The organism is Flavobacterium sp. (genome assembly GCF_043760115.1).
Taxonomy (GTDB): domain Bacteria; phylum Bacteroidota; class Bacteroidia; order Flavobacteriales; family Flavobacteriaceae; genus Flavobacterium.
In genome coordinates this window covers 1-19,940 of sequence record NZ_JAYUPK010000084.1, presented here as the reverse complement: position 1 = coordinate 19,940, position 19,940 = coordinate 1, and the positions used below count along the sequence as shown (strand labels likewise).

Below are 19,940 nucleotides of genomic sequence, written 5' to 3'. Positions count from 1 at the left end.
TTCAATTCATTTTGATTAGTAATTGAAATGCAACCTTCTTGATGAACTAATGCTGTGGCTTCGGCAAAATGGGAATAGTTTGGACCAATAACAATAGGAACACCAAAAGTTGCTGGTTCTAAAATATTATGAACACCAGGATTTCCAAATCCGCCACCAACATAAGCAATGTCTGCATAGCTGTAAATTTTGGTTAGAATTCCGATAGTATCAATTATGAAAACGTTGGCATTTGGTAAAATCGTTGCATGCAACGATTCTACGACGTCTGAAAATAAAATGGTTTTTTTGGTAATTTGGGATTTTAAATTTGCAATTTGTTCTGATTTTATATTGTGTGGCGCGATAATAAATTTTAAATTATTTGATGAATTATTGATGTAGTATATCAATAAATTTTCATCTTTTGGCCACGAACTTCCAATTACAATTGTGGTTTTGTTGTCTTTGAATTGTTCGATGAAATCCAATGAATTATCTCTTTCTAAAATAGAAATTACTCTGTCAAAACGAGTGTCGCCAGAAATTTTTACATTATTAAAGTTGATACTTTGAAGTAGTTTTTTAGAACTTTCATTTTGTACAAAAAAGTAGTCAAATGTTTTTAGAGCATTTCTATAAAAACCACCATACCATTTAAAAAACGCTTGATTCTCTCTAAAAATCCCTGAAATTAAATAGGTTTTAATGTTTAGATTTTTAAGTTCGTTAAGGTAATTTGGCCAAAACTCATATTTAATAAAAAAGACTATTTCTGGATGAACTATTTTTAGAAATTTTTTAACATTACTTTTTGTGTCTAATGGAAGATAAACAGTAACGTTGGCAACTGTATTGTTCTTTCGAACTTCATAACCTGAAGGCGAAAAGAAGGTTATAATAATTTTATGATTGGGATATTGAATTTTAATTTTTTCTATAACTGGCAAACCTTGCTCGTATTCGCCCAAAGAAGCTGCGTGAAACCAAATAGTTTTATCACTTGATGTAATTTTAGATTTTAAAATTGTAAAAACATCTTTTCTTCCGTTTACAAAAAGTTTCATTTTTGAACTGAAAAGCGCCAATAGTTTTACTATTTGTGATGCTAAAAGAAGTATTAAATTGTATAGAAAAAGCATTTAAGGGAATTTTTTATAAATGTCTTTGCAATGTTGGAACTCCATAAAATCAACTATTTCATTAATAATTTCAATACCTAATCTGTAATCTCCAATTTTAATTCTGTAATAGGTTTTGTGACCCGAGAGTTTTTTTATGTTTGAAATTTCATTAATTGAATTAGCATCTTTTACATTGGTAATTGTAATTTCTATTTTCTCTAAAATTTCTTTATTTTTTTCTTTTTTTATGGATTTAAAAAATGAACTTGAGTAGATTATTTCCATTTATTCAAAATTTTCAAAACTTCGTGCTCACTAACTTTTGGAGAATTTTTACTTTTATCCATCATTTTTCCAAGGTTTCTTTCGACCTTTAATTCATATTCTGGAGAATTTTCGTCAAGCTCATTATTTTGAGAAGAAATTTTTTGAACCTCAATACCAATTTTTTTGGCAAGAGTTACAAGTAAATTCATATCTTTTTTAGAATTGCTTTTAAAAAGTACAGTTTCCATTTTTATTTATTTTTACAAATATAACAAATATGTTTTAATGTTATAAATGTGATTTTTACAAAAATGATAACCTTATATAGCCCAGATTGAAGCAAATATCCTTTTTTTCTTTCAAAAAAGATATTGCGTAAAGCTGGAACATGGTAGCTAAAAAAAGCCCAAACCATTCGCTTCAAAATAATAAGAAATGTTATACTTTTGTACTTTAAAATTTTTAGAATGAGAAAATTACAAATGGTTGACTTGAAAAGTCAATATGATAAAATAAAAGATACTGTAAACGCCTCAATTCAAGAGGTTTTAGACACTACAAGTTATATAAACGGACCGCAAGTTCAAAGTTTTCAGAAAAATTTAGAACAATATCTTGATGTAAAACACGTAATTCCGTGTGCCAACGGAACTGATGCGTTGCAAATTGCAATGATGGCATTAGATTTAAAACCTGGTGATGAGGTTATTACTGCCGATTTTACATTTGCAGCAACTGTAGAAGTGATTGCTTTATTGCAATTAACTCCGGTTTTGGTTGATGTTGATTTGGTAAATATGAATATTTCTATTGATGCTATCAAAAAGGCGATTACGCCAAAAACGAAGGCAATTGTTCCTGTACATTTATTTGGAAGAGCTGCAAATATGGAAGCGATTATGCGAATTGCAAACGAATATAATTTATTTGTAATTGAAGATAATGCACAAGCAATTGGAGCTAATTGTAAGTTTAGTGATGGCACAAAAAAGAAAGCTGGAACTATTGGTCACGTTGCTTCAACTTCTTTTTTCCCTAGTAAAAACTTGGGTTGTTATGGTGATGGTGGTGCAATTTTTACTAATGATGATGCTTTGGCTCACAAAATTAGAGGAATTGTAAATCACGGAATGTATGTGAGATATCATCATGATGTTGTAGGTGTAAATTCGCGTTTGGACAGTATTCAAGCAGCAGTTTTAAATGCAAAATTACCTTTGTTAGATACTTATAATAAAGAACGTCAAAATGTTGCTAGAAAATATTCGGCTGCGTTGGAAGGTCATAAAAATATTGTTGCGCCAAGTATTTGTGATATTTGCGATTGCCACGTTTTTCATCAATATACGTTACGAATTATTGATGCTGATAGAAATGCGTTGATGGAACATTTATTGGCTAAAGGAATTCCGTGTGCTATTTATTACCCAATTCCGTTGCATTTACAAAAAGCATATTTGGATGTTAGATATAAAGAAGAAGATTTTCCAGTTACAAATCAGTTGGTGAAAGAAGTAATTTCTTTACCAATGCACACCGAATTGGATGACGAACAAATTAAATTTATAACCGATTCAGTTTTAGAGTTTTTTGCGTAGAAACGTTGCATTGCAACGTTTACGATAAGAACAAATTAAATTTATAAAGTACACGTTTTCGGAATAAATACATTAAAAATGTAGCCACAAATCGTTAAATTTTTTAATAAAACTTTCAGCATTGATGAGATGCTGAAACGTAGTTCAATGAACACAACTAAAAATAATATTTAGTGAAGTAAATAAATTCAGCATTGATTAGATGCTGAAATAAATTCAGCATAAATGAAAATAGTAGTAACAGGAGGTTTAGGTTTTATAGGTTCGCACACGGTTGTTGAATTGCAAAACGAAGGTTTTGATGTTGTAGCAATTGATAATTTATCCAATTCATCTGAAAGTGTTTTGGATGGAATTTATGCCATTACAGGAAAAAAACCAATTTTTGAAAAGATGGATTTGAGAGATAAAGCATCTGTAAATAATTTTTTTAAAAAACATAATGATGTTGATGGAGTGATACATTTTGCTGCCAGCAAAGCGGTTGGAGAAAGTGTTGAAAATCCACTTTTGTATTATGAAAATAACATCAATGCATTGGTTTATATTCTGCAAGAATTAAAAGAATTGCCAAGTGCGAATTTTATTTTTAGTTCATCTTGTACCGTTTATGGTCAAGCCGAAAAAATGCCAATTACTGAAAATGCTTCCATTCAACCAGCCATTTCTCCTTATGGAAATACGAAACAAATTGGAGAAGAAATTATTACCGATGTTGCTAAAGTAACTAATATTAATTCAATTTTATTGCGTTATTTTAATCCAATTGGTGCTCATTCTAGTGCAGAAATTGGCGAACTACCAATTGGTGTTCCTCAAAATTTGGTTCCATACATTACTCAAACAGGTTATGGTTTGCGAAAAGAACTTTCTGTCTATGGAAACGATTATCCTACGCTTGACGGAACTTGTATTCGTGATTATATTCACGTTGTAGATTTGGCGAAAGCGCATGTAATCGCTTTGCAACGTTTATTGAATAAAAAAAATATTGAAAAAGTAGAAACGTTTAATTTAGGAACAGGAACAGGAAGTTCGGTTTTAGAAGTAATTACAGCATTTGAAAAAGTATCTGGACAAAAATTACCTTATAAAATTGTTCCAAGAAGAGAAGGTGATGTAATTTCTGCTTATGCAAATACTGATAAAGCAAATACAGTTTTGGGTTGGAAAGCACAATCAACATTAGAGCAATCGTTAGAAAGTGCTTGGAAATGGGAAAAGAAAATTAGAGAAAAATAGAGTTTTAGTTTCTAATTTTGAAATAAAAAAAATCCTCATAATTTTAATTTTATGAGGATTTTCATTTAGAAATTACTTCTTAGAAGCTTCTTCTAGTTTTTTTGCTGCAGCATCCATTTTTTCTGCGCCTTTTTCTAGAGCATCAGCAGCTTTTGCTTGAGTTGAATCAATTGCATCTTCTGCTTTTGTTGTTAAAGTATCAATTTTTGCTTCAACTTCAGTACCTACAGCTTGTGTAGCATCTTCTACTTTGTCTTTGGTTTTGTCTTGACAAGAAACCATTGCAATAGCCATAAATGCTACTGCTAAAATTGTTTTTTTCATTTTTTGGTGTTTTTAAATTAATAAAATGTTAACTAACATTTGCAATGCAAATTGAATGCCAAAAAATTTATAAAAACTAGTTTCTTGTAAATTTTATTTGAGTTGGTGGATTTTTATATCTGCTCCAAATTTTATATGCTAGAAAACCAACTAGTGCAAGTCCAATTAATATAACACCATTTGGACCTAAAAATCGAACAATTGTATGAAATAATCTTGCCTTTCTAGCACTTCTACCAGTATCGTCATTTTCTACAAAATCTGGCGATGCAACTTCTACTGCTTGAAAATAAGCGAAAACAGCAATACCAGTTACAACTAATAAAGTAATAATTAAAGATTTAGAAGCGTTAAAACTAGAAAGTTTTTCTTCTGTTTTTGTAAACCCTTTTTCATCTTGAAGAAAAGTATAAAAATCTTCTCTGTCTTGATCAAAAGTAAATTGTATTTTACATTCTTTACTCATTCCTAAACTTCCAGAATATTTTACTACAACATCATCATCGGCATCTTCTTTAGTAATACTTTTTATGTCAGCATATTCAATTTTATTTTTGGTTGTTAACGTTAACTTTTTGCTCCATTGTTCGTTAAAATCTTCAACAGTAGAAAATCGTTTATTTATAAGCTGTAATTCATTTTCTGCTAAAACTAAACTTTCAATTTTTTCGCCAGAAACTTCTATTACTTTTGTAGAAATACTCATAATGTTTATTTTAAATTAATTTTTCAAATATAAAAAAATCCTCACAATATTTTTATTATGAGGATTTAATTTTGTTTAAATAACTAAATAGAATTTAAACGCGCAACCAAGTTAGTTAATTGTTTTAATCTGTTAATGTGATTTTTTTAGTTACAAATTTAGAATCTGATACTACTTTAATAATATAATTTCCTGCTGATAAATTTTCTAAATTTAGAACTACATCATTTGTAACAGATTTTTTATAAATCTCTTTAAATGAAATTCTACCAAGCATATCAGTTACTTCAATTTTTATTTCTGAAAAAATTTCTGATGGAAAAGTAATGTTTAAATTTCCTTTAGATGGATTAGGATAAATTATAACATCTAATTTATTTGGATCATTTGTATTTATATTTAATGATACAGAATTGTCCCACTTAAAAAGTCCATCTAAGTTTCCAAATTGTGGATTATCAGTAAAAAAACCTCCAGACCAACCTGTAGAACTGTTTAAAAATCTACAAGCAGCTTTTTGAGATTCATTTTCAATTAATGTCCAAGTTACTCCTGCATTATTTGAAAATGCAGATCCACCGTTTAGTCCACCATTTACAGATGTTGATACAAAAACATTTGTTCCAGGAACAGAACATATTCTACTTTGTCTCCAAGAAGGAATAGTATTAGTTGGTATTTGAACCCAAGATGCACCACCATTTGTTGTAGAAAATAATTTTGTAGATGTGTTATTTCTAACGTGACAAATTCCGTTTAAACCATTGTCATTAAATGCAACTTCGTACAGCATTTCTTGTTGAGGACTAACTGTACTAACCGTCCAAGTTAATCCAAAGTCGGTAGATTTGTACATTTGACCAAGATTTGTTCCAAACCAAATTGTGTTTCCAACCGCAGCATATCCATCAAACCAACCAAATCCTCCACCAGATAACGGAACTGGAATATTAATTTGTGGCGTTCTCGTCCAATTTATTCCTCCATCAGTAGTTGTATAAATTTCAAAATAGCCATCATTAGAATCTCCACCAGTAATTCCATTTAATGCATCTTTAAAGTGAACAAAGTTTGGAAAAGAACCATTATTGTATAAAGTTGCTGGATTATTTTGTGTCCAGTTTATTCCACCATCAATAGTGTGAAATATTCCGCCACCACCAGAAAAATTAAATTTATGCATTGCTACCCAAGCTTCTGTTGCGCTAATTGCAGAAATGTTAGAGAATGCTAAACTTGTATCGTTTCCCATCGTTCCTGGTGTCCAAGTTGTTCCTCCATTAGTAGTTCTTGTAAAATCTAAAATTGGTGTAGGTCCAAATAATCCTCCAATACCATCGTAGCATATTGCCCAAACAGTGTTTTCATTTACAATAGAAATTTCATAAAACCCCAAAGTTTTATTTGTAAAACCTGCATTTTGATTTTCCCATTGTGCATTTGCAAAGGAAAAGCTTAAAAATGTTAAGTAAAAAAGTAGTGTTTTTTTCATGATTTCATAGTTTAAAAGTTATTTTAATCTAAGTTATAAAACCTTTAAGTTATAAAATAATTTTCTATTCTTATAGCAATTTTGTAGGATGTAAATTAAAAAATGATGCTTAAATTGTAAATAATAATATATTTTAAAACAATTCTATTTTCGTCCTTAAAATTGATTATTTGTCCATAATAGTTGTTCTATAAAATTGAATTTCAGACTTTTGTTTTACAATGGAATTTAAAAAAATAAATACTGGAAAGTTACTCACAAAAAATAGATGGATTTGGCATTTTGTTTTTTGGTTACTTTATGCAACCTCGAGATTAGTAATGTATTATTACACAGTAGTATATTATGAAAGAATTTTTTTAGAATTTATGCTAATAATGGAAGTTTCTTTTATTGGACTAGTTTACTTTACAATTTCATTTTATAAAAAAATGAATGAAAAGAAAAAGATAGAAATTTATTTTATTGTTGGATTAATTGTATGGACTTTGTATTTATATTTTAGAATTATATTTCAAAAATATTATTTAGAAAGCATTCCAAATATTAAAAATACAGATTGGTTTCATATTTTTATTGATTCAATTACTGCACATTTACTCACTTTTTTTATAATTACAGCGCTTAAATATTTAAAAGATAATTTTATATTTCAATATACACAAAATGAATTAAGACAACATCAATTGCGATTTGAGTTAGAGAATTTAAAAGCACAAATAAGTCCTCATTTTTTGTTTAATACAATGAACAATTTCTATGGATTGGCAGTTTCAAATTCTAAAAAATTACCAGATTTGATGATAAAACTTTCAGACTTGCTTCGTTATTCTTTGTATCAAACTAATCAAGAAAAAGTTGCATTGTTTAGTGAGATTTCCTATTTAAAGAATTATATTGAATTAGAAAAAATTAGACTAGAAGACAATTTAATTGTGCAAATGGATTCAGATTTTGATGAAGATAAAAATTATCAAATTGCGCCATTATTATTGATGGTTTTTGTTGAAAACGCATTTAAACATTCGCGAAATAGTACTAATGAACCAATAAAAATTTTTATACATTTTTCAATTTCAATCGATAAAATATTAAATTTTAAAGTCGTCAATAATTATGATGCAAAAGCAACAAGCAACAATATTTTAGAAAAAGGAATAGGTTTAGAAAACGTAAAAAAAAGATTAGAAGTTCTTTATCCAAATGGAAATCATTTTTTAGAAATTAAAAAAGATCATTCACAATTTATTTGCCTACTTACATTAAATTTAAACTAATGAAAACTCTTTTAAAAACATCTTGTTTAATTGTTGATGACGAACCAATTGCTAGACAAATCATAAAGAATTATATTGCTCAAATAGCTTTTTTAGAAAATGCAGGCGAATGTAAAAATGCTATGGAAGCATTAGAAACTATTACTAATAATGATAGTATAAATATTATTTTTTTAGACATAAATATGCCAAATTTAAACGGATTGGCAATGGCTAAAATTATAAAAAAAGACATAAAAATAATTTTTACTACTGCCTATTCTGACTATGCTGTAGAGAGTTATGAAGTAAATGCAATTGATTATTTATTAAAACCATTTTCATTTGAACGATTTGCAACTGCTGTTTTTAAAGCTTTTAAAAGTAAAGAAGATCTTGTAATTTCTTCTGAAAAAAATGTAAATCAGCACGACTTAGAAAAAACAATATATTTAAAATCTGAAGGATTAAACTATCCAATTTTAGTAAAAGATATTCAATATTGTGAAGCCATGAAGAACTACACAAAAGTTTTTTTAAATAACGGAAAACAATTAAAAACCCTAGTTAGTTTTTCTAAAATGGAAGAAGATTTGATTAGTGAAAATAGTGTTTTTATTAGAATACATCGTTCTTTTATAATATCAAAAAACTACATTACTGCTATAAAAACTAATAATGTAGTCTTAGGGAAAACCGAAATTCCAATCGGATTGCAATACAGAGAATCGTTTTTAAATACTATAGGAATGAAAAAGTCTACCTAAGCCGAATGCGTTGCCACTTCTTTATCAATTTTATTTACCAATCCAACCAATACTTTTCCTGGACCAACTTCTGTAAATAATGTTGCTCCATCTTTAATCATTTGTTGTACAGATTGTGTCCATTTTACTGGAGCAGTCAATTGAATTATTAGATTTTTTTTAATTTCATTAGCGTCAGAAACTGCACTTGCCGTTACATTTTGATATACAGGACAAATTGGTTTTGAAAATGTTGTAGCTTCAATTGCAGCTGCTAATTCTTCTCTTGCTGGTTCCATCATTGGTGAGTGAAAAGCACCGCCAACTGGTAACAATAAAGCTCTTTTTGCTCCAGCTTCTTTCATTTTTTCGCAAGCCAATTCTACTGCTGAAAATTCTCCAGATATTACCAATTGACCAGGACAATTATAATTTGCTGCCACTACAATTCCGTCTATACTTGCGCAAACTTCTTCTACTATTTCATCTGCTAATCCTAAAACTGCTGCCATTGTAGAAGGTTTAATTTCGCAAGCTTTTTGCATTGCAATCGCTCTTTGTGAAACTAATTTTAATCCATCTTCAAATGATAACGTTCCATTAGCAACCAATGCCGAAAATTCTCCAAGTGAATGACCAGCAACCATTTCTGGTTTAAAATTTTCTAATGTTTTAGCTAAAATAACCGAATGTAAAAAAACAGCTGGTTGCGTAACTTTAGTTTCTTTCAATTCTTCTGGTGTTCCATTAAACATAATTTCTGTAATTCTAAAACCTAGAATTTCATTTGTTTGTTCAAATAAAACTTTTGCTAATTTTGAATTATCATATAATTCTTTTCCCATTCCTGAAAATTGTGCGCCTTGACCTGGAAATATGTATGCTTTCATTTAATGCTAAATTTATCTCAGCATCTCATGAATGCCGAAGGATTATTAAGTAACAAAAATACTATTTTATTTAATTTCTGTAACTTTAATTTTTTTGTTACGTCTAATAATAAACTAAAATCATTATTATGAAAAATTTCAAAGCTATTGTACTAATCGTTATTGTTGCTTTTTTATTGTTTTATTTTAAATTACCAGTTCTAAATTACGGATTTATAACGCTTCCAATACTTCTTTTAATAATCACATTTTTCGCAATTTTGTTCACTACTCGGCTTGAAGTTGTAAATGAAAAGAAAGTACGATTTTTAGAAAAACCGAAAAAAATATTTTTTATAATTGCTGGATTATTATTGTTTTATATTGTTTTTTTTCCATTGTTTACTAGTCTTGCCATGTTTAGAAGTGAAGCTTATAAAAATTTGATAGGAAAAGTTGCCGACGGAAAATCAATTTCCAATCATATTGAACCAATTTCAATAGACGAAATTCGAGTTGTAGATGAAGATTTAGCTTATCTGCTTGGAGAAAAAGTACTTGGTTCTCAACCAGCATTGGGAAGTCAAGTAGAGTTAGGAAACTTTTGTATTCAAAAAGTTGGAGAAGATTTATATTGGATTGCACCATTATTACATTCAGGTTTTTTTAAATGGTTAAATAATAAAGAAGGAACTGCAGGTTATGTTATGGTTTCGGCAACCAATGAAAGAGATGTAAAATTGGTTCAGAATATTGGTGGAAAAGACATCAAAATTAAATACCAACACGAAGCTTTTTTTGGTAGTCATATTGAAAGACATTTATATATGAATGGTTATGTAACCGTTGGATTAACAGATTATACATTTGAAATTGACGATGCAGGAAAACCATATTGGGTTGTAACAAAGTATACTAAAAAAATAGGTTTTGCTGGTAATGATGCAACAGGAATAGTTGTTGTTGATGCTCAAACTGGAACAATGACTGATTATTCTATTAAAAATGCACCAAAATGGGTAGATAGAGTTCAACCTATAGCTTTTATTGAAAATCAATTGAATGATTGGGGTGAATATGTTAATGGATATTGGAATTTTTCTAATGCCAATAAATTGCAAATTACTGAAGGTTTGACTTTGGTTTATGGAAAAGATAATAAATCGTATTGGTACACCGGATTGACTTCTGTTGGAAAAGATGAATCGGCAGTTGGTTATGTTTTAGTTGACACGCGAACTAAAGAAACCACTTTTTACAAGCAAAGTGGTGCTACAGAAATTGCAGCACAAGGTTCGGCAGAAGGAAAAGTTCAAGAAAAAAAGTATAAATCATCATTGCCTATTCCGTATAATATAAACAATATTCCAACGTATGTAATGACATTAAAAGACGATGGTGGATTGGTAAAAATGTACGCAATGGTTGCCATTAGCGATTACACAATTGTAGGTGTTGGAAATTCTATGAGAGAAACTTTAACCTCTTTTAAAAGTGTTTATAATATGACAGGAAGTAAACTAAGCACATCAAGTTTAAGTAATAAAAAAATGTTAAAATCTGTAATTACAAGAATACAGAACGATGTTAAAAACGGAAATAGTTTTTATTATTTCACAGCAAAAGATTATCAAAATATTTTTGTAGGATCATCGCAAATTTCTAGTCAATTGCCAATTTCAATTGTTGGTGACAGTATAGATATTTCATTTGATGTTGACAATGAGGAAGTTATTGATGTTACATCATTTGACAATAAAACCATGAAAAACAGGTTAAAATAAATTTAAAAATTTAATTTTCATTTTTATAAAAACTTAAAGCACCAGATGGACAATTGTTTACAGCTTCAATAATTTTTTCTGTTGTAGAATCGTCCATTTTTATCCAAGGTTTTTCTTTGGGTTGAAAAACGGCTGAATTTGTTCTAACGCAATTTCCAGAATGTATGCACTTTCCAGATTGCCATACAACGGTAATTTCACTATCAGTATATTGCTTTTTTTAAATCGTTTGCATCCATAATTATAAAACATCATTAAATTGTGGGTTTTTGTCAAAGACACTTTTCGCAAAAGGACAAAGCGGAATTATTTTTAATTTTTGTTCTCTAGCAAATTCAATTGCTTTTACAACCATCATTTTTCCGAAACCTTTGCCATTAATTTCTGGATTAACTTCGGTATGATCAATTATAAACCTGTCATTTCCAGCAAAAATAAATGTCATCAATGCTTGTTGTTTTCCATTTACATCAATATAAAACGCACCATCTTTTTCATTGATTTTCTGTTGTACTTCGTTCATGGTTTTATTTTTTAACTGAATACTAAAAACTGATCACTGATTACTGAAAACTGAAAACTGAACACTGAAAACTGATCACTGATCACTACTCCATCGGAATTTCCATCAATAGAAATTTTGCATCAGAAGTAGCTTTAATTTCTAAAGTTTCAAAATTTGTAATTCCCAATCCGTCACGAGTTTCTAATTCTTGACCATCAACAGTAATAGTTCCAGAAATTACAAATACATACATTCCATTTCCTGATTTTTTAATTTGATAAGTTTTAGAAAAGTCTTTCTCAAAATCACTTAAATAAAACCAAGCATCTTGATGAATCCAAACGCCTTCATCATCTGCATTTGGCGATAAAATTTGAGCAAAATTATTTTTTTGTTCTGCTGTATCTAATGTGATTTGTTGGTAACGTGGCGTAACATTTTGCATTTTTGGAAACAACCAAATCTGAAATAATTTAGTGTGTTGGTCAGTATTTGGGTTAAACTCGCTGTGTCGAATTCCAGTTCCAGCACTCATTACCTGAACGTCGCCAGTTTTTATGGTTTCGGCATTTCCCATACTGTCTTTGTGCGCCAAATCACCTTCTAGCGGAATGGTAATAATTTCCATATTATCGTGACCATGTTCACCAAATCCCATTCCTGCTGCAACTGTGTCGTCGTTTAAAACTCGCAAAACTCCAAATTGAACTCTTTCTGGATTGTGCCAACTTGCAAAACTAAAACTATGATAAGCGTTTAACCAACCATGATCGGCGTGACCTCTTGTATTTGCTTTGTGTAAGGTTGTGTTTTTCATTTGTCGTTATTATTTTTTATTTGTCAAATGCAACCAATACAAAAGTTGTAACTAAATATAACGAATTTTGATTCGGTGTTATAATATATAAATTTAGAGTTTATTATGATGCAAATTTACGATTGATGAAAAGAAAATTAAGAAATTAAATTTTTAACATTTGAATTGTACTAAATTATTAAGTATTTTAATTTTATTGATTATTATTGTCTTTAATTTATTTTTTTACATTTGTTTCAAACTTCCCTATTTTTAAAATTATGCCAACACAAATCATTAATAATATTAAATCGTTTGTTGCACTTTCTCAAAATGATGAGGATGCATTTCTTAGAATAATAGAGTTAAAAAAGTACACAAAAAAAGAATTTATTCTTGAAGAAGGACAAGTGTGTGATAAAATATTCTTTATTAATTCAGGTTCGGCGCGAGATTTTTTTAATATTGAAGGCGAAGAAAAAATTGTCGAATTTTTTTTTGAAAACAGATGGTTTACAGATTATAATAGCTTTTTAACAGGTCAACCTACTATCGAAAATCTTCAAGCCATTGAACCTTGCGAAGTTGTGCATTTCAAAAAATCTGACTTGGAAAATTTATATAAAACAAATCCAGTTTTTGAAAAAGTGGGAAGAGTTATGGCAGAAAACGCTTTTATGAATTTGATGAAACTCACCAGTATGCGAACCAATCAAGATCCAGAAGAACATTATTTAAATTTATTAAAAGAGCGTCCAGAATTATTCGAAAGAATTCCGCAACATTATTTAGCATCTTATTTGGGTTTGCAACCTCAATCTTTGAGTAGAATTAGAAAAAGAATTTTTGAAAAAAAATAATTTCTTAACCTAAGTTTACTCTTTTACAAGTACTCTTGTTCATCTTTGTGATTATAATTGTTTAAAGATGAAATCATTTCAATTTTACATCAAACTAAAATCCTCACTAACCCAAAATAAAATTTTGTTTTGGCTCGGTTCAATTCATTTTCTAATTTTTTTATTGCTTTTATTCTATTTCCCATTTAATAAAGAGGTTATTTTAGGAATAAATTCTGTTATAAAACCAATGAAATTTGCACTTTCAATTTGGATTTACAGTTGGACAATGGCACTAATTTTAAATTATTTAAATGATTTTAAAAAAGTAAAAATTTATTCTTACGTCGCAGTAATCGCTATGGGTTTTGAACAATTAGCCATTACAACACAAGCTTTTCGAGGCGAACTTTCACATTTTAATACTTCTAATACTTACGGTATTATAATTTATCAACTGATGGGGATTTTTATTCTTACCCTAACATTATGGACAGCTTACATTATCTATATTTTTATCCAACAAAGAACTTATAATCTTTCTTCTGTTATGGTTTTGAGTATTAAAATTGGATTAATTTACTTTGTAATTTTCAGTTTGTTTGGTGGATATATTGGCGGTAAAACAGGACATTCCGTTGGTGGATTTGATGGTGGAAACGGACTTTGGTTTCTCAATTGGAGTACTTTTTTTGGGGATTTAAGGGTTGCTCATTTTTTTGGAATTCACAGTTTACAAATCATACCAATATTTGGATTATTTTTAAGTAAGTTTTTAAATATTTCTTCGGCAACTAAATCTGTTTGGATTTTTTCAATACTTTATTTTATGTATGTTGTTTTTGTAATGTTCCAATCTGTAGAAGGCTTACCATTTATCAAAATTTGATTTAGCTTTTTAAATATTTTGTTTAATAATATTTATAAATTAAAAATTATTGAATACATTTGTGATTACTCACTTTTTAACAATGAACAAAAAAGATAACATCTTAAAAATTGCACTAGAATTATTTTCAAACCAAGGTTATGAAAATACTTCAACCAGTTTAATTGCAAAAAAAAGCAGTAGTTTCTGAAGGATTAATTTTTAGACATTTTACCAATAAAGAAGGATTGTTAACAGAGATAATGAACGAAGGAATTGGCAAAATTCAACCTTTTTTAGATACTATAATAAATGAAAATGATCCTGAAATAGTAATTCTAAAAGTAATCGAACTTCCGTACAAAATAATTCTATCTGAAAAAGAATTTTGGAAATTACAAATTAACATTAAATCGCAAAACTCGAAATTCAAAAAAGATTTTGATACCAATAAATATTTAATACCTATTTATTTAAAATTAAATCAAGCGTTTGCAGATTTAAAATTTCAAAATCCAGAACTAGAAACCCAATATCTATTCACAGTTCTAAATGGTTTAACCCTTTCGCTTATTGAATTAGAAAACTTAAATGATGCAACAGTCATTATTAACTACATTCAATCTAAATATAAAAAATAATTTTTTTGAAAATAAAAAAAGTGATTACTTACTTATTAACCTTAATTAGATATAAAAATGGAAATTAAAAAAAAGTTAAATGTTTTCGGGATGATTGCATTAACAACAGTATCAATTGTAACCAATAAATTAAATGCACAAACAAATATGGAAAATAACAAAAAAGTAGTTTTGATTACTGGTGCTGCAAGTGGCATTGGTAAAGCAACTGCAATTAAATTTGCAGAAAACGGATTTGAAGTCTATGCAACCGACAAAGACACAGTTTTGCTCGAAGATTTGACAAAGTACAATTGCAAAACAATTTATTTGGACGTAACCAATGAAAAATCAATCGTTGATGCCGTTCAAAAAATAAACAGTCAAACCAACGGCGTAGATATTTTAATCAATAATGCTGGCTTTGGTCAAAATGGCGTAATCGAAGAACTATCAATCGATGCCATCAGAAAACAATTTGAAGTCAATGTTTTTGGACTTCTTAGAGTAACTCAAGAAGTTTTGCCCACTTTGCGAAATAAGAAAAAAGGACGTATAATCAATATTGGTTCTGTTGGTGGAGAATTTACAACGCCCGGCGCTAGTGCCTATCACGCATCGAAATATGCGCTAGAAAGTTTCAATGATGGGCTTCGAGGCGAATTACGACAATTTGGAATTGATGTGGTTTTGATAAAACCAGGTGGTGTTTATACCAATTTTGTAAATGCTTCTAACAAGTTATATCCAAGTCCAATAAAAGACAGTCCTTATTTAGATTTCAGAGAAAAATTTCAAACAATGACCAATAAATTATTTGATCCAAAAAGCAATTCATTTGGTATATTAACACCCGAAAAAGTAGCATCAGTAATTTACAAATCGGCAACAGTTCACAATCCAAGAACAAGATACTGCATAGGAGCATTAGCAAAAATAACACCAAGATTACGAAGACTTTTTGGCGACAATGGTTGGGATAAATTTATGCTCAAACAAATTGGTGTTTCTAAAGAAAAACCAAAAAATGATTAAAATTTGAGGATTAGTGTTTTTAAAACCGCAATTTAATAAAAAACTATACCTTTGCCATTATTTGAATTTTGCAAAAATGGAAAACATAAGTATTCGAGAATTTTATAAGGAAATATTTGGCGATGGCGAAAGCAAATTAGATTATTTATTAGATAGTAAGAACCTAAATGATTTGGGTCATTTTAATGTTTTTGATACAAATAAGTTTTATTTTAGTGGTAATAAAAAGTCTGAAATGACTTATAACCGAAAGCTGTATTATAAAATCAGTTTGATTAAAGGTAAAAATCTAGTTGAGTTTGCTGACAAAACAGTGATGATAGAAAAGCAAGGAATTCTATTTGCAACGCCCAAAATTCCTTATCGATATTCGCCTCAAGACAAAGATCAATCAGGATTTTTTTGTGTATTTACAAAAGAGTTTTTATCCAAATCAAAAACTGGTTTGTTGATTGATGATTTTCCGATATATCAATACAATAGCGATTTTGTATATCAACTTACTGACGAACAATATCTTGAAATTGAAACCATCTTCAAGAAAATGGATTCGGAGCTATCATCTGATTATGCATTCAAATACGATTTGCTCCGCAATTATGTTTTGGAATTAATTCATACTGGACAAAAATTAAAACCAATGGAAAGCAATTTGGTAACTACAAATGCTGCTGGTAGAATTTCGTCTTTGTTCATTGAATTGTTAGAAAGACAATTTCCTATAGAAAACAATTCGCAATTAATGCAACTCAAAGCACCCATTGATTTCGCAACAGTTTTGGGCGTACACATTAATCATTTAAACAAAGTATTAAAAGAAATTACAGGCAGAAACACAACGGATATTATTAACGGGAGAATAACCGAAGAAGCCAAGATTTTATTGAAACAAACCCAATGGAACGTCTCTGAAATTGCCTACTCTTTAGGTTTTGATGAAGTGGCTCATTTTTCTAATTTTTTCAAAAAGCATACTTCGATTTCACCTTTGAAATATCGAAATTGATTGAATTTGATAAATAATTGATTGTTATTTGCAATTTATTTGTTGATAAATGATAGACCTTTGTACAATAAATTAAATAATAAAAATAGTATGGAATTAACAGGTAAAATTGCAATTGTAACAGGTGCAAACACAGGCTTAGGATTTGAAACCGCTTTAGATTTGTATCAAAAAGGAGCAAAAGTATATGTTGGCTGTAGAGATGAAGAAAAAGGTCTTGATGCCATAATGAGAATGAAAACTATTTCTGAAACTGGTGGCGAATTAGTTTTAGGGCTGTTTGATTTAGGTAGTATTAATTCTGTAAAAGCATTTGCAGAAAAAATTATTTCAACCGAGAAAAGTTTAGACTTATTAATTAATAATGCAGGAGTAATGATACCACCTTCAGCAAAAAGTGAAGATGGATTTGAACTTCAATTTGGAGTTAATTTTATAGGTCATTTTACTTTAACAGGTCAATTGTTCAATTTATTAGAATCTACACCAAACGCGCGTGTTGTTACTTTGAGCAGCATTGCTCATCGTGGAGCAAGTATAGATTTTGATAATTTTAAACTGGAGAAGCCCTACAATAACTGGAGAGAATATAGTCAAAGTAAACTAGCAGATATTATTTTTGCACTTGAATTTGAAAAAAGACTCCGAGCAAACAACTGCCAAACAATTTCATTAGCCGCACATCCTGGTTTCAGTAAAACCGATTTGCAAAAGAATATGGATAAAGCAATGTTGGATTCATTGGAATTAATGACTGCCAAAGAAGGTGCGCAACCAACTTTAGCAGCTTGTTTGCATCCAGATGCAAAAGGAGGACAATATTGGGGTCCAGATGGACACAATGAACAAAAAGGGAAACCTGCTTTAGCAAAAATTGATGCTGCAGCATTAAATGAAGATCTTAATGCGAAATTATGGGATTGGGCTAAGGAAACGACTCAAACCAATTTTCCATTTTAACTTAACTTTTCTAAAGGTGATATTGGTAGTAAATATTATTATCATATCTATTAGAAAATAATTTTATAAATATTTAAAGAATAAATACTGATTTTTTTCTAACCGCAAATTTTTCAATGAAAGATTAGCGGTTTTTTTTAATTTTATTATTTTATTTGTACTCCTTATAAATTTCATAATGAGAATTTAGAACATCAAATGAATAAATTAAAAAATAATATAAAATCGCAAATAAATATTGAAGAGACTGAATTAAATATAATACTTTCAAATTTTATTGAAACTACGATTGCAAAAGATAAATTTGTTTTAAAGCAAGGACATTTGGCGACTGATTACTATTTTATAATATCAGGAGGAATTCGTGTATATTTTAATCAAAACGACAGACAAATTACAAGTTGGATTGCATTAGAAAATGAATTTTTTACTGATTTAGCAAGTATTAAGAACAAATCGTTATCAAAATTTAATTTTCAAGCCATTGAAGAAACTGTTTTATTAACTATAAAAGCCGATAAAATGGAACAATTATATAAACAATTTCCGTCTTGGCAAGAATTTGGAAGGAAAATATGGGAAAATAATTTTCTGAATTTAGTTGAAGGAGTCATTGGATTTCAATCATTCACAGCAGAAGAACGTTATCTAACGGCAATGCAAGAATCTGATTTTTTACAAAGAGTACCATTAAAACATTTGGCTTCGTTTTTGGGTGTTACACCAAGTTCATTAAGCCGTTTAAGAAAAGGCATAAAATAATTTTATTAATTGCCATTTGACAATTTTGAATGCCTATATTTTAGTGTCCTTTGTACTTCAATATAAAAAATTAAAACAATGGCAATTAAAATTGGAATTATTGGAGCAGGTCCAGCAGGTTTAGTAACTGCACTCGCTCTCGAGGCTTATTGCAAATCAAACGATAATGTAGAAATTACTTTGATTGATAAAAATCAAAGTGCAATTGATTATCCGGGTGTAGAATATGGAATTCAATCTCGAGCCTGTTTAGCCCTTCAACGCATTGGCATTAAAGAAAAAGCATTATCTTGTGGATTAGCAACTTCTAGAATAAGTTTTTTCAATTCAAGAACAAACAAAAAACAAAAATTTGGAGTCACTACAAATCCCGATTTGACGGTAACAGTAATTAGACAAGAATTTCTTGCCGAACTTACAAAACTATTAACCCGAACAAAAGTTTATAGACAACTTAACGTAAAAACTATTAATGCTACGCAAAATAAAGTAGGTGTTTTTTGCGAAGGAATTGAAGTTAAAAATGAAAATTTTGAGTTTGATCTTTTGGTTTCAGCAGACGGAATAGGTTCTGTAGTTAGGAAAGAATATTTTAAAAACGAAAACTACATTCATACAAGAGGTTTTTCTTGTCTATATATGCTCATTGAAGTTCCACAAGAAGCACCACAATACTTTAAAACATTTTCAAACACAGGAGAATGTTATGTGGTTTTAGGCAAATCTACAACAGCAACCTTTTTCCCAATGGGTAAAAATCGCTTTGCAGTTGGAATTGGATTTGATGATGTTGTACAAATTGAATTTTGGAAATCGTCTAATGTAAGTCCTGAATTAACGTGGAATGAATTAAATGTAAATCAAAAAGAAAGTATTGCTAAATTACTTGCAACAGATTGTTCATTCCAGAATGATATGCTAACTCAAGCCTTTGAATGGATACCAGATTGGAATTCTTTCAAAATTTATTTATGGAAAATGAGAGATAGTGACGTTGCAAAAAAACCATACAACGATTTTGGAAATATAATTATGATTGGCGATGCAGCGCACGCAATTATGCCTACTATCGGAATGGGTGCAAGTCTTGCTATTGAAGATGCTGAAATATTGGGACAATATATTTCTGAACAAATTATAAATGGAAATTCAAACTTTAAGA

24 protein-coding genes are annotated in these 19,940 nt (G+C 29.3%); 14 read left to right on the top strand and 10 right to left on the bottom strand.

What is annotated here, in order from left to right; genetic code table 11:
* The 3 genes from ACH2BC_RS07195 to ACH2BC_RS07185 form a co-directional block, all read right to left on the bottom strand.
* On the bottom strand, positions 1-1,121 hold a 1,121-nt coding region (locus tag ACH2BC_RS07195), incomplete at its 3' end, for a 3-deoxy-D-manno-octulosonic acid transferase (protein WP_395053314.1).
* Positions 1,122-1,388: a type II toxin-antitoxin system RelE/ParE family toxin gene (locus tag ACH2BC_RS07190; protein WP_395053313.1), complete on the bottom strand. Its 267-nt coding sequence runs from the start codon at positions 1,386-1,388 to the stop codon at positions 1,122-1,124.
* Positions 1,379-1,618 carry a hypothetical protein gene (locus ACH2BC_RS07185; protein WP_395053312.1) on the bottom strand — a complete coding sequence of 80 codons (240 nt, stop codon included), beginning with the start codon at positions 1,616-1,618 and terminating at the stop codon, positions 1,379-1,381. The genes ACH2BC_RS07190 and ACH2BC_RS07185 overlap by 10 nt, the downstream gene beginning before the upstream one ends.
* A gap of 219 nt (positions 1,619-1,837) precedes the next feature.
* Here ACH2BC_RS07185 and ACH2BC_RS07180 point away from each other — a divergent pair, with 219 nt between their 5' ends.
* A complete protein-coding gene (locus ACH2BC_RS07180; protein ID WP_395053311.1) occupies positions 1,838-2,968 on the top strand; it encodes a DegT/DnrJ/EryC1/StrS family aminotransferase in 1,131 nt (376 codons plus the stop codon).
* A gap of 225 nt (positions 2,969-3,193) precedes the next feature.
* Positions 3,194-4,210 (top strand): UDP-glucose 4-epimerase GalE, encoded by a 1,017-nt coding sequence (gene galE, locus ACH2BC_RS07175; RefSeq protein ID WP_395053310.1) that lies wholly within the window; start codon positions 3,194-3,196, stop codon positions 4,208-4,210.
* A 72-nt stretch (positions 4,211-4,282) separates the two neighbouring features.
* Here galE and ACH2BC_RS07170 read toward each other — a convergent pair whose 3' ends face one another.
* From ACH2BC_RS07170 to ACH2BC_RS07160, 3 genes are all read right to left on the bottom strand, one after another.
* Complete coding sequence (locus ACH2BC_RS07170) at positions 4,283-4,534, bottom strand: hypothetical protein (protein WP_395053309.1); 252 nt, start codon at positions 4,532-4,534, stop codon at positions 4,283-4,285.
* A 76-nt stretch (positions 4,535-4,610) separates the two neighbouring features.
* Positions 4,611-5,240, bottom strand: a complete 630-nt coding sequence (locus tag ACH2BC_RS07165) for a hypothetical protein (RefSeq protein ID WP_395053308.1) — start codon at positions 5,238-5,240, stop codon at positions 4,611-4,613.
* A 124-nt stretch (positions 5,241-5,364) separates the two neighbouring features.
* Positions 5,365-6,732 (bottom strand): T9SS type A sorting domain-containing protein, encoded by a 1,368-nt coding sequence (locus ACH2BC_RS07160; RefSeq protein WP_395053307.1) that lies wholly within the window; start codon positions 6,730-6,732, stop codon positions 5,365-5,367.
* 221 nt (positions 6,733-6,953) lie between these two features.
* On the opposite strand from ACH2BC_RS07160, the gene ACH2BC_RS07155 reads away from it, so the two are divergent.
* Positions 6,954-8,009 carry a sensor histidine kinase gene (locus ACH2BC_RS07155; RefSeq protein WP_395053306.1) on the top strand — a complete coding sequence of 352 codons (1,056 nt, stop codon included), beginning with the start codon at positions 6,954-6,956 and terminating at the stop codon, positions 8,007-8,009.
* Positions 8,009-8,755, top strand: a complete 747-nt coding sequence (locus ACH2BC_RS07150) for a LytR/AlgR family response regulator transcription factor (RefSeq protein WP_395053305.1) — start codon at positions 8,009-8,011, stop codon at positions 8,753-8,755. Before ACH2BC_RS07155 ends, ACH2BC_RS07150 begins: the two co-directional genes overlap by 1 nt.
* Here ACH2BC_RS07150 and fabD read toward each other — a convergent pair.
* On the bottom strand, positions 8,752-9,624 hold the full coding sequence (gene fabD / locus ACH2BC_RS07145; RefSeq protein WP_395053304.1) for an ACP S-malonyltransferase: 873 nt from the start codon (positions 9,622-9,624) through the stop codon (positions 8,752-8,754). The two genes, ACH2BC_RS07150 and fabD, sit on opposite strands and share 4 nt — an antisense overlap.
* Positions 9,625-9,752: 128 nt before the next feature.
* Here fabD and ACH2BC_RS07140 point away from each other — a divergent pair, with 128 nt between their 5' ends.
* Positions 9,753-11,387, top strand: a complete 1,635-nt coding sequence (locus ACH2BC_RS07140; RefSeq protein ID WP_395053303.1) for a hypothetical protein — start codon at positions 9,753-9,755, stop codon at positions 11,385-11,387.
* Between the two features lie 10 nt (positions 11,388-11,397).
* On the opposite strand, the gene ACH2BC_RS07135 is transcribed toward ACH2BC_RS07140, so the two are convergent.
* From ACH2BC_RS07135 to ACH2BC_RS07125, 3 genes are all read right to left on the bottom strand, one after another.
* Positions 11,398-11,553: a (4Fe-4S)-binding protein gene (locus tag ACH2BC_RS07135; protein WP_395053315.1), complete on the bottom strand. Its 156-nt coding sequence runs from the start codon at positions 11,551-11,553 to the stop codon at positions 11,398-11,400.
* Between the two features lie 75 nt (positions 11,554-11,628).
* Positions 11,629-11,910, bottom strand: a complete 282-nt coding sequence (locus ACH2BC_RS07130) for a GNAT family N-acetyltransferase (protein ID WP_395053302.1) — start codon at positions 11,908-11,910, stop codon at positions 11,629-11,631.
* Positions 11,911-11,995: 85 nt separating this feature from the next.
* Positions 11,996-12,709 carry a pirin family protein gene (locus ACH2BC_RS07125; RefSeq protein WP_395053301.1) on the bottom strand — a complete coding sequence of 238 codons (714 nt, stop codon included), beginning with the start codon at positions 12,707-12,709 and terminating at the stop codon, positions 11,996-11,998.
* A 260-nt stretch (positions 12,710-12,969) separates the two neighbouring features.
* Between ACH2BC_RS07125 and ACH2BC_RS07120 the strand changes: the two genes are divergently transcribed.
* From ACH2BC_RS07120 to ACH2BC_RS07080, 9 genes are all read left to right on the top strand, one after another.
* A complete protein-coding gene (locus ACH2BC_RS07120) occupies positions 12,970-13,548 on the top strand; it encodes a Crp/Fnr family transcriptional regulator (protein WP_395053300.1) in 579 nt (192 codons plus the stop codon).
* Between the two features lie 229 nt (positions 13,549-13,777).
* On the top strand, positions 13,778-14,416 hold the full coding sequence (locus ACH2BC_RS07115; protein WP_395053299.1) for a hypothetical protein: 639 nt from the start codon (positions 13,778-13,780) through the stop codon (positions 14,414-14,416).
* An 82-nt stretch (positions 14,417-14,498) separates the two neighbouring features.
* Complete coding sequence (locus tag ACH2BC_RS07110; RefSeq protein ID WP_395053298.1) at positions 14,499-14,606, top strand: TetR family transcriptional regulator; 108 nt, start codon at positions 14,499-14,501, stop codon at positions 14,604-14,606.
* Positions 14,581-15,036, top strand: a complete 456-nt coding sequence (locus ACH2BC_RS07105) for a TetR/AcrR family transcriptional regulator (protein ID WP_395053297.1) — start codon at positions 14,581-14,583, stop codon at positions 15,034-15,036. The genes ACH2BC_RS07110 and ACH2BC_RS07105 overlap by 26 nt, the downstream gene beginning before the upstream one ends.
* Positions 15,037-15,093: 57 nt before the next feature.
* Positions 15,094-16,050 carry an SDR family NAD(P)-dependent oxidoreductase gene (locus tag ACH2BC_RS07100; protein ID WP_395053296.1) on the top strand — a complete coding sequence of 319 codons (957 nt, stop codon included), beginning with the start codon at positions 15,094-15,096 and terminating at the stop codon, positions 16,048-16,050.
* A 76-nt stretch (positions 16,051-16,126) separates the two neighbouring features.
* Positions 16,127-17,056: a helix-turn-helix domain-containing protein gene (locus ACH2BC_RS07095; RefSeq protein ID WP_395053295.1), complete on the top strand. Its 930-nt coding sequence runs from the start codon at positions 16,127-16,129 to the stop codon at positions 17,054-17,056.
* Between the two features lie 21 nt (positions 17,057-17,077).
* Positions 17,078-18,016 (top strand): oxidoreductase, encoded by a 939-nt coding sequence (locus tag ACH2BC_RS07090; RefSeq protein ID WP_395053294.1) that lies wholly within the window; start codon positions 17,078-17,080, stop codon positions 18,014-18,016.
* A 198-nt stretch (positions 18,017-18,214) separates the two neighbouring features.
* Positions 18,215-18,778, top strand: a complete 564-nt coding sequence (locus tag ACH2BC_RS07085; RefSeq protein WP_395053293.1) for a Crp/Fnr family transcriptional regulator — start codon at positions 18,215-18,217, stop codon at positions 18,776-18,778.
* A 78-nt stretch (positions 18,779-18,856) separates the two neighbouring features.
* On the top strand, positions 18,857-19,940 hold a 1,084-nt coding region (locus tag ACH2BC_RS07080), incomplete at its 3' end, for an FAD-dependent oxidoreductase (RefSeq protein ID WP_395053292.1).

Excerpts from the sequence above, each read along its gene's own strand:
- ACH2BC_RS07190 (WP_395053313.1), bottom strand. The coding sequence starts at position 1,388 with ATGGAAATAATCTACTCAAGTTCATTTTTTAAATCCATAAAAAAAGAA.
- ACH2BC_RS07185 (WP_395053312.1), bottom strand. The coding sequence starts at position 1,618 with ATGGAAACTGTACTTTTTAAAAGCAATTCTAAAAAAGATATGAATTTA.
- ACH2BC_RS07180 (WP_395053311.1), top strand. The coding sequence starts at position 1,838 with ATGAGAAAATTACAAATGGTTGACTTGAAAAGTCAATATGATAAAATA.
- galE (WP_395053310.1), top strand. The coding sequence starts at position 3,194 with ATGAAAATAGTAGTAACAGGAGGTTTAGGTTTTATAGGTTCGCACACG.
- ACH2BC_RS07170 (WP_395053309.1), bottom strand. The coding sequence starts at position 4,534 with ATGAAAAAAACAATTTTAGCAGTAGCATTTATGGCTATTGCAATGGTT.
- ACH2BC_RS07165 (WP_395053308.1), bottom strand. The coding sequence starts at position 5,240 with ATGAGTATTTCTACAAAAGTAATAGAAGTTTCTGGCGAAAAAATTGAA.
- ACH2BC_RS07160 (WP_395053307.1), bottom strand. The coding sequence starts at position 6,732 with ATGAAAAAAACACTACTTTTTTACTTAACATTTTTAAGCTTTTCCTTT.
- ACH2BC_RS07155 (WP_395053306.1), top strand. The coding sequence starts at position 6,954 with ATGGAATTTAAAAAAATAAATACTGGAAAGTTACTCACAAAAAATAGA.
- ACH2BC_RS07150 (WP_395053305.1), top strand. The coding sequence starts at position 8,009 with ATGAAAACTCTTTTAAAAACATCTTGTTTAATTGTTGATGACGAACCA.
- fabD (WP_395053304.1), bottom strand. The coding sequence starts at position 9,624 with ATGAAAGCATACATATTTCCAGGTCAAGGCGCACAATTTTCAGGAATG.
- ACH2BC_RS07140 (WP_395053303.1), top strand. The coding sequence starts at position 9,753 with ATGAAAAATTTCAAAGCTATTGTACTAATCGTTATTGTTGCTTTTTTA.
- ACH2BC_RS07130 (WP_395053302.1), bottom strand. The coding sequence starts at position 11,910 with ATGAACGAAGTACAACAGAAAATCAATGAAAAAGATGGTGCGTTTTAT.
- ACH2BC_RS07125 (WP_395053301.1), bottom strand. The coding sequence starts at position 12,709 with ATGAAAAACACAACCTTACACAAAGCAAATACAAGAGGTCACGCCGAT.
- ACH2BC_RS07120 (WP_395053300.1), top strand. The coding sequence starts at position 12,970 with ATGCCAACACAAATCATTAATAATATTAAATCGTTTGTTGCACTTTCT.
- ACH2BC_RS07115 (WP_395053299.1), top strand. The coding sequence starts at position 13,778 with ATGAAATTTGCACTTTCAATTTGGATTTACAGTTGGACAATGGCACTA.
- ACH2BC_RS07110 (WP_395053298.1), top strand. The coding sequence starts at position 14,499 with ATGAACAAAAAAGATAACATCTTAAAAATTGCACTAGAATTATTTTCA.
- ACH2BC_RS07100 (WP_395053296.1), top strand. The coding sequence starts at position 15,094 with ATGGAAATTAAAAAAAAGTTAAATGTTTTCGGGATGATTGCATTAACA.
- ACH2BC_RS07095 (WP_395053295.1), top strand. The coding sequence starts at position 16,127 with ATGGAAAACATAAGTATTCGAGAATTTTATAAGGAAATATTTGGCGAT.
- ACH2BC_RS07085 (WP_395053293.1), top strand. The coding sequence starts at position 18,215 with ATGAATAAATTAAAAAATAATATAAAATCGCAAATAAATATTGAAGAG.